Origin of the sequence: Rhodoplanes roseus, from assembly GCF_003258865.1 — a bacterium.
In the GTDB taxonomy this organism is placed as follows: Bacteria; Pseudomonadota; Alphaproteobacteria; order Rhizobiales; family Xanthobacteraceae; genus Rhodoplanes; species Rhodoplanes roseus.
The window spans coordinates 1-6,443 of record NZ_NPEX01000306.1 but is presented as its reverse complement, the minus strand read 5'-3'; the positions used below and the strand labels follow the sequence as shown (position 1 = coordinate 6,443).

Genomic DNA, 6,443 nt, shown 5'->3' with positions numbered 1-6,443 from the left:
TCTTGCGGGCCTCGTCGACCGACAGCGGCTTCTCGAACTCGATGTTCACCGATTCCGAATGGCCGATGAAGACCGGCTTCGCCGCGCCCCGGAATGACGGAAAACTGATCACCCGGACCATGTCTCACTCGTGATACGACCACGCCTTCGCGCCGGCGGCGAAGTCGTAGACGGGCGTCGGGCAGTCCTTGTCGGCCTTCACGTCGACCACGGCCGTGGTGCCGCAGGCGAGCGCCTTGGCGAACGTCTCCTCCAGCGCGGAGGGCTCCGTCACGGTGAAGCCCTCGCCCCCGAGCGCGCGGGAAAAGCCGGCCCAGTCGTGATCCGGCAGGGAGGTCAGCGCCGCCGGAACCGGGCCTTCGGTGTGGGCGCGCAGCCAGACGTTTCCGAGCGCGGCGTTGTTGAGCACCACATAGACGATCGGCAGCCGGTGGCGCGCCGCCGTCTGGATCTCGATGCCGTGCATGTGCATGCAGCCGTCGCCCGTGACCACCGCCACGCGTTGGTTCGTCCGCGCGCATTGGACGCCGACGGCGGCCGGGATCGCCCAGCCCATCGGGCCGAGATTGGTGGCCGAGACATAGGTGCCGGGCTCGTAGGCCTCCCAGTAGTGCCCCATGAAGGCGCGGTGCGCGCCGGAGTCGATCAGCACGATGCCGTCGCGCGGAAACACTCGTCGAAGCGCCGTCACGGCGGTCGCCGGATGGATGGGGCGGCCGGGACGCGCGCAGTTCTCGGTGTCGTAGAGGCGCGGCCCGGCCTTGATCGCCTCGACGAAGGCGCGCCGCTCGGCCAGCACGGCCTCGCTCGCGCCCGTCGCGAAGCGTTGCGCCATCAGCTCCAGGAACGCTCCGGCGCTGCCCGGCACCGCGTGGGCCACGTCGCAATGCGCCGTCAGCTCGTCCATGTCGGTGTTGACGTGGATGGTGGCGGCCTTGACGCGGTCGCGCAGCGTCCAGTGCATCGTGTCGCGCTCGTTGAGGCCGGAGCCGAGCACGAGCAGAACGTCGAGGTCGTCGGCGAACAGCGCGGCGGTCGCGTGCCGCGTGCCGGCATAGCCGAACACGCCGAGCGACAGCGGATGGTCCTCCGGAAACACGTCCTTGGCGCGCAGCGTGGTCGCCACCGGCATGGCGAGGCGCTCGGCCATCTGCTTCAGCCGCGCCGCCGACACCGGATCCCGCACCCCGGCGCCGGCCAGGCAGACGATGCGCGGGGCGCGCCCGTCCTGCGTCGCGGCCAGCGTCGCCAGCGCCGCCTCGGCCTGCGGCAGGCTGATCGGCGCGACGTCGGCGAAGAACGGCGACACCGGCGCGTAGGCGGCCCCGGCGTCGCCGACCAGCACGTCGTGGGCGAGCGACAGATGCACGGGCCCGCGCGGCCGCGACAGCATCGTGGTCAGCGCATGGCGCAGCCAGTGGTTCAGGGTCTCGACGTCGTCGACCGTGGCGGAGAGGCGGGTCAGCGGCTTCATCACGGCGGTGTCGTCGAGGGTCGCCTGGCTGGCGTCCTGGAAGGCGCCCAGCCCCTCCATGGTGCGGGCGACCTCGCCGCTCAGCACCAGCACGGGCGAGGAGTCGGTCTTCGCTGCCGCGACCGCGGTCGCCATGTTGGTGAGGCCGGGGCCGCCGATGCCCAGCACGGCGCCGAAGCCGCCGCTCGCCCGGGCGTAGCCGTCCGCCATGTAGGCGGCGCCGCCCTCGTGGGCCGCGACGATCGGGGTGAGGCCCTCGACCCGGCCGAGCGCCGGCAGGAACGGGTCGACCAGCCCGCCCGGCACCATGAACAGGTGGTCGAGCCCCTCGGCGACCAGCGCCCGAAGGATGAAGTCCGTGCCCTGCGCCATCGCGGCCTCCTGGTGGCGGAGGGCCGCCCGCCCGGCGGCCCCGACGCGCGGATTTGCGCCGTCGTGCAACCAGTGAACGGTAAGCCGATCGGGACGGCAAGACGGCGCCGGCGATCTCGGGCCAGGATGGTCAATGCGACGTTTGCCCCGATGCGCGCGGAGCGGCGGCGGACGGCCGTCGCGCCGGCCAGTCGACCAGGCCGGAACAGAACAGCGCCGCCCACACCAGCACGGGCTGAAAGGCGAGGCGCGGGGCGTGGTACCACCACGAGTCCGGCACGGGCGGCAGCGCGATGCCCTCGACCGCGTGCTTCACATTGGCCGGAAAGACGCACACCGCATAGAGCGCCAGCGCGGCGCCGGCGATCTTCCGCGTGCGCGGCGCCAGCAGCGCGGCGGCGCCGGCGATCTCCAGCGCGCCCGTGATCAGGATCACGTCGCGGGGCCGCGGCACCCAGTCCGGCGTGATGGCGACGAAGGGCTCCGGCCGCATCAGATGCGCGACGCCGGCGGCCGCGTAGCCGGCGGCGAGCATCAGGCGCAACGCGCGGCGCCCGCCCGCATGGGGCGCGACGGGGAGGGGGGCCGCAGCCGCAGGAGCAAGCGGGTCCGGGCTCACTGCGGCTCGTGCTCGTCGGGCCGCTCGATCTTGCCGCGCCGCTGCAGCCACAGCCCGACCTGCCAGCACAGCATCGCCCAGGCGGCGCCGAGGCACCAGCCCGCCAGCACGTCGCTCGGCCAGTGGACGCCGAGATAGACGCGGCTGGCGCCGATCACCAGTGTGAGGATCACGGCGACGCCGATCACATAGGCCTTGACGCGCCGGCGCGCCTGGACGCGGGCGAGCAGCACGCCGAGCGTCAGGAAGGTGACGGCCGAGGCGGTCGCGTGGCCGCTCGGGAAGCTGTAGGTCGAGACGTCGACCAGATGGGCGACGAGGTCGGGACGGGGCCGGGCGATCACCAGCTTGAGGCCGTCGACCAGCAGGGCGCCGCCGGCGACCGAGACGAGCACGAAAGCCGCCGCGGCCCGCTTGCCGTCGATCACCAGATAGCCGAGCACCAGGGCGGTCAGCAGGGTCAGCACCGTGACGCTGCCGAGCGCCGTGAGGTCGCGGATCGCCTTCTCCAGCCAAGCCGGGCCGATCGGGTCGGCGAGGTCCATCGGGTTGCGCAGGATGCGCAGGATCGCCTCGTCGAAGGCGTGTTTCTCGCCCTCGACCACCTCGCCGGCGATCTCGACGAAGCCGAACAGCGCCGCCGCGATCAGGAACAGGGTCAGCAGCGGCCCGACCTCGGTGAGGCGCCGCAGGCGCAGGCCGCTCACCGCGGGAGGCATCAGTCTCTGCAGCACGAAACCTCCCGATCGGGCGTCCCGCCCGTTTCGCTCTAAGTCGGGCGTCCCGCCCGGGTCACGAAAGCGGGCGCTGGCGCCCGTGTTGCGTCGAGAGCGGGCGCCGGTCCGCGTCAGATCAGGCAGCGGCCGGCCCGCCACAGCCGCGTCTTCGCCCGGGTCGCCGCCGCGAAGCTCGGCAGCGGGCCGGTGACGGGCCGGTAGTCGTAGGGGAAAGGCCGCGTCGGCAGGCTGTAGTTCCACACCTGACAGATCCCGGTCGACCATTTGATCACCCGGTAGGCGGCGTGGGCGGGTTCCGCGACGATCAGGCCGGCCAGCAGCGTCGCGGCGACAAGCGCAAGCGTGGAACGTGACATCTGGTCCTCCGAGCACGAGTGAGGCGGTCGGATCGTACCGCGTCGGCGTCTTCGGCGGAACGCCCGGTGTGGGCAGCGTTCAGCCCCGCCGCGGCGCGAAGAGGTCCCGCAACAGCCGCACCAGGCGGCCCGGCGGGCGCGAGGGCTCGGCCGCCGGCGACGCGGTCGCGGCTTCCGGTTCCGGAGTGGGCTCCGGTTCCGGGGTCGGCTCCGGCTCGGAGGCCGGCGCGAGCGCCGGCGCTCCGACGATATCGCGGGTCGCGGGACCCTCGTCCGGACGGGCCGGAGCCGCGATGCGCTGCGCCGCGGCCACCGCATGGGCCCCGACCCCGTCGAGGAACGCGTGCTCGTAGGGCAGGCCGAGCCGCGCCAGCGCGACCTCCAGCGGCACCCAGTCGACGGCGCGGATGTCGCGCATCAGCGGGCGTTCCGGCCCGTCGAGCGCCTCCATGCGCCAGAACTGCGCCACCTTCACGGAGCCGCGCGCCGGATAGGTGATCACGCCGAGGAACTCGTGGACGGCGACGTCGTGGCCCGTCTCCTCGATCGCCTCGCGGCGGGCGCCGTCGAGCGCCGTCTCGCCGGGCTCGATCTTGCCCTTGGGCAGCACCCAGACCCGGTCCTTGCGGCGCTGGACGATCGCCACCAGCGGGGGCGGCCCCGGCCGGATCACGATGCCGCCGGCCGCTACGATGTTCCTGCGTCCCATCCCGCTCCTGCCGGGTGCCGGTCCGAATACGACGCGGGCAGCATAGCGGAAGCTTTTTCGCGACGCGATGCGGCCTTCGGAGGGCTCGACCGGTCAGAGGCCCCGCTCGCGCTTGAGGCGGTCGATGAAGGCCTCGATCTCGGGCGGCAAGGTGCGCAGGCCGGCCGAGCCGGCGCTCGCCAGCACGGGCCGCAGGCGCGACTCGGCGAGCGCGCTGGGCTGCAGATGCGCCGGCACGATGCGGTCGAACACCAGCACCAGCACGACCGCGATCAGGCCGATGCGGCCGGCCCCCAGCATGGCGCCGAGCAGCCGGTCCGGGAGCGAGACGATCGGCGCCACGAAGGCGGCGACGAAGGCCCGCAGCAGCCGGCCGAGCACGAGGCCGCTCGCCACCAGCACGGCGCCGAAGATCACGGCCTGCGGCACCTCGGCACCGCCGCTCTGGCCCGCCACCATGGTCGTCACGCTCGGCGTCGCCCACATGGCGACCGGCACGGCCGCCCCGTAGCCCAGGATGGTGGCGAGGCTGCGCAGGAGCCCGGTGGCGAAGCCCATGAGAGCCGCCATGACGGCGAGGGCGCCGATCACGGCGTCGAAGCTGTTGATGGCAGACAGATCCACGGCACGACCTCGGGCGAACGCGCGCCCTTATAGCCGATCCAGGTCGCCACCGGCGATCGATCGCCGCGCACGGTTTACGCGAGCGATGCGACCGCCGGGGTCGAAACCTCTGCCGTGGTTCCGGCCGGCCGCCGTCAGACGGGGTCGAAGCCGAACAGCTTCTGGGGGTTCTCGACCAGCAGCTTGCGCTGCAGCGCCGGGTCCGTCGCGTAACGCGGAACGAGATCGACGAGATCGCCGTCGTTGGGCATGAACTTCACGTTCGGATGCGGCCAGTCGGTGCCCCACAGCACCCGGTCGGGCGCCGCCTCGACCAGCGCGCGGGCGAACGGGACCACGTCGTCGAACGGTGCGCCCGCGGCCGCGACCCGCTCCGGGCAGGTGACCTTCATCCAGCACTTCTCGTCCGACCGGAGCAGCTCGACCAGGGCCTTGAAGCCGGGCTGCTCGATACCGGCCCCGGCCTTGACGTCGCCCATGTGGTCGATGACGTACCGCACCGGCAGCTTGCGCAGCATCGGCACCAGGGTGTCGATCTTGTCGGGCTCGATGTAGAGGTCGACGTGCCATCCGAGCCCCTTGATCTGGTCGACGACGCGATCGAACACGCGCGTGTCGGGGGCGTTGCGCAGCCGGCTGACGAAGGTGAAACGGCAGCCCTTGAAGCCGGCCTTGTCCAGGGCCTCGATCTGCGTGTCGGACAGCGTGTCGTCGATGGTGGCGACGCCGCGATAAGTCTTCGGGTCGGTGGCGATCGCTTCGGCCACGATGGTGTTGTCGGTGCCGTGGACGGTGGCGTTGACCAGGACGGCGCGCTGCACGCCGAGCGTCTGCTGCAGCGCCCGGTAGGTCGTCAACAGCGCCTCGGGCGGCGTGTAGGAACGGGCCTCCGCGTACGGATACTTCGAGACCGGCCCGAAGATGTGCATGTGGGTGTCGACCGTGCCGGCCGGCAGCCGGAACGCGGGCGTGCGCGGGTGCGGATCGGGACCCCGCACCGCGGGGGCCCTGGCGGTGGCGACCGGGCCCTCGGCGGCGCGGCCGGAGGACAGCGCGCCCGCGGACAGGGCGACCGTCCAGCTCGCGACCGCTGTCAGGGTGGTTCGACGCGTGATCATGACATTCTCCGCGATCCGATGAAGATGATTTGCCGCGATCTGATGAGGATGATGGGCTTCGGGACGTCTCTCGGCTCGTCTGCCGCCTGCGGCCGTCGCGGCGCGGCGGTCGTCGGCGGCTCTCGGTGGGGACTTCGAAGGAGGACAGCCATGCAGTCCCGATCCCGACACGACCGACATCGGCGTCCCCGGGTCGGGGCACGCTCGCGTCGGACGGAGTGTCTCGTCGGCCGCCGGGCCGGTCCGCACCGACCCTAAGCGACAGCACACCCGGTCCGCCGGCTTTCTGGCCGGATTTCGCGATACGAAATGCCCGGACGTGACGACCCGGCGACTGCGGTCTGCCGCTGAGAGCCCCGTCTGGACGCTGGAGGGGAGGGGGCGTCGGCCGGCGTGATTCGAGCTGTCATACTGTTTCCGGGTGATCGGTTCGC

7 protein-coding genes are annotated in these 6,443 nt (G+C 72.4%); all 7 read right to left on the bottom strand.

Annotated features, from left to right (window positions below; genetic code table 11):
- Positions 1–124: 124 nt before the first annotated feature.
- Positions 125–1,846: a thiamine pyrophosphate-binding protein gene (locus tag CH341_RS26555; RefSeq protein ID WP_111421972.1), complete on the bottom strand. Its 1,722-nt coding sequence runs from the start codon at positions 1,844–1,846 to the stop codon at positions 125–127.
- A 130-nt stretch (positions 1,847–1,976) separates the two neighbouring features.
- Positions 1,977–2,381 (bottom strand): DoxX family protein, encoded by a 405-nt coding sequence (locus CH341_RS26550; RefSeq protein WP_111421971.1) that lies wholly within the window; start codon positions 2,379–2,381, stop codon positions 1,977–1,979.
- A gap of 80 nt (positions 2,382–2,461) precedes the next feature.
- Entirely contained in the window at positions 2,462–3,184 is a 723-nt protein-coding gene (locus CH341_RS26545; protein ID WP_111421970.1) for a phosphatase PAP2 family protein, read from the bottom strand.
- 128 nt (positions 3,185–3,312) lie between these two features.
- On the bottom strand, positions 3,313–3,558 hold the full coding sequence (locus CH341_RS26540) for a hypothetical protein (protein ID WP_111421969.1): 246 nt from the start codon (positions 3,556–3,558) through the stop codon (positions 3,313–3,315).
- A gap of 79 nt (positions 3,559–3,637) precedes the next feature.
- Positions 3,638–4,267 (bottom strand): NUDIX hydrolase, encoded by a 630-nt coding sequence (locus CH341_RS26535; RefSeq protein WP_111421968.1) that lies wholly within the window; start codon positions 4,265–4,267, stop codon positions 3,638–3,640.
- 93 nt (positions 4,268–4,360) lie between these two features.
- Entirely contained in the window at positions 4,361–4,891 is a 531-nt protein-coding gene (locus CH341_RS26530) for a CvpA family protein (protein WP_111421967.1), read from the bottom strand.
- Positions 4,892–5,025: 134 nt separating this feature from the next.
- On the bottom strand, positions 5,026–6,009 hold the full coding sequence (locus tag CH341_RS26525; protein WP_111421966.1) for an amidohydrolase family protein: 984 nt from the start codon (positions 6,007–6,009) through the stop codon (positions 5,026–5,028).
- Positions 6,010–6,443 lie beyond the last annotated feature (434 nt).